This is a genomic window from Promineifilum sp. (SeqCode), from assembly GCF_041918635.1.
GTDB lineage: Bacteria > Chloroflexota > Anaerolineae > Promineifilales > Promineifilaceae > Promineifilum.
In genome coordinates, this window is sequence record NZ_JAYRVJ010000710.1 from 1 (window position 1) to 1,855 (window position 1,855).

Consider the following 1,855-nt stretch of genomic DNA (forward strand, 5'->3'; position numbering starts at 1 on the left):
AGTTGGGCGATGTTGACGGCGGCCGGGTCGCTGGTCTTCTCGTAGACGGTAATGGGCAGGTCTAGCTCGGTGCGGCTGCGGCTGAGTTGATCCGCGCCGCTGCTGAAGTTGAGGCCGTTGAGGGACGCGCCGGCGATGAAGACCCACTCCGGCGGGGTGTCCGTCACGTCGAAGCGGAACGCGCCCTCGGCGTCGGTGGTGGTCGTCAGCGACAGCGTCTCGGTCAACTCCGGCGTGAAGGCGCGCAGCAAGACCTCGGTGTCAGCCAGCGCCGCGCCGGTTGTGCCGTTGGTCAGCACGCCGCTGATCGCGCCCTGGGCGATGGGCTGGGTCAGCACGGCCGGGTCAGCGTAGGTGTAGCTGAACGTCCGGGCGTAATCGACCACGCGGGCCAGGTCGGCCTCGGCGATGTCGTAGGTATGGGCCGGGATGACGCCGGGGGCCAGGTCGGCGGCGACCGTCTCGTTGCTGCGGTTGAACCAGTAGGTCGCGTCGTTCAGCGGGCCGGCGGCCGGGTCGGTGCTGGCCGCGTCGGGGCCGTTGCCCTGGCCGGCGTCGCCATGGCAGGCGGCGCACTGCGCCTCATAGACCGTCTGGCCCGCGGCCACGTCTTCCGGCGGCGTCGCCAGGCTGAAGACGGCGGCCACCAGGTTCCAGCGGCCGGCCTCGTCGATGGGATTGCTGCTGGCCGGGCCGAAGGGGGGCATGCCAACCGCCGCTTCGCCGTCGGTGATCTGCTGGAACATGACCGAGGGCATGGCCTGCCGGATGTAGTCGGCGTCGAAGGGCATGGGAGCGGGGTTGCCGCTCTGGGCGATCAGTTCGCCGTCGCCCGCGCCCGTCGCGCCGTGGCAGTTGGCGCAACGCTCGGCGTAGGTCTCCAGGCCGGGGAAGCCGTCCGGCGTCCCGGCCGGCAGCACCGGGTCTTGCGCCTGCCCTACTGGAGGTCGCAAAACGAGGACGAATAGGATGATGAGTCCGAGCGCGAACAGATAAATCCGGCGCATCCCAGGCCGCGAGACGGTCTGATTCATAGGTTAATCTGTATAATCTGTGGATTCTTATTCTTAAACACGAGCGGTGCGGGGGGTAGCTGGCTCCCCGGCCAGGTTGTGGCCGCACTTGGGGCAAAAGCGGTCGTCGGCCTCCACGCGGCGGCCGCACTGGGGGCAGAAGCTGGCGGCGCTCGTCGCGGCCCCATTGGCCGGGGCCAGCCGGCGCTCGCGCGCCTGGCGCACGGCGGCCTCGATGTCGGCGTCGATCTCCTCCGGCGTGCGCAAGCGCTTCACCGCGGCCTCGATCTGCGCGTCCAGGTCGGCGGTAATGGGCGTCTCCTGGTAGCCGTGGGCGTCGAGTTGTTGCATGATCAGCGCCGCCTGCTTGACCAGTTGGGGCCGGCGGTGCTGGTATAGTTCGGGCGCGACCTTGGCCGACTCCATGTCGTCGTCCAGTTCGCGAATCTGGCGCAGCAGCCCCTCGCGGCGCAGCACCAGCCCATCCACCTCTTCGCGGTCGAGGCGGATGGCGTCATCTTCGGGGAAGGCGAACGGCCGCAGCAGATAGAGCGCGACGATGACGACCAGCGCCACGCCCAGTAAGATCGATCCAATGGTGAGTCCGGCGATCACTGCATGTTCCTTAAGAAGAATCCACAAATTTCACAGATGACACGGATTATGTCTTCTAATCTGTGTCATCTGTGAAATCTGTGGATTCTTTTCTATTGAGCTAAAAGCGTCGGCATGATCTGGTCCATCAACTGCTGGTTGACGGGGCCGATCTGCACGTGACGGATAACGCCGTCGCGGTCGATGAAAAAGGTTTCGGGCACGCCGGTGATCTCATACAGTTGCGA

The 1,855-nt window shown here is 66.3% G+C and carries 2 protein-coding genes; both read right to left on the minus strand.

Going from position 1 to position 1,855, the window contains the following annotated elements; genetic code table 11:
- Positions 1-1,034, minus strand: a 1,034-nt coding sequence (locus ACE3UY_RS20790) for a cytochrome c (protein ID WP_374689391.1), incomplete at its 3' end; no start/stop codon positions are given.
- A gap of 33 nt (positions 1,035-1,067) precedes the next feature.
- Positions 1,068-1,628, minus strand: a complete 561-nt coding sequence (locus tag ACE3UY_RS20795; protein WP_374689392.1) for a zinc ribbon domain-containing protein — start codon at positions 1,626-1,628, stop codon at positions 1,068-1,070.
- Between the last annotated feature and the right edge of the window lie 227 nt (positions 1,629-1,855).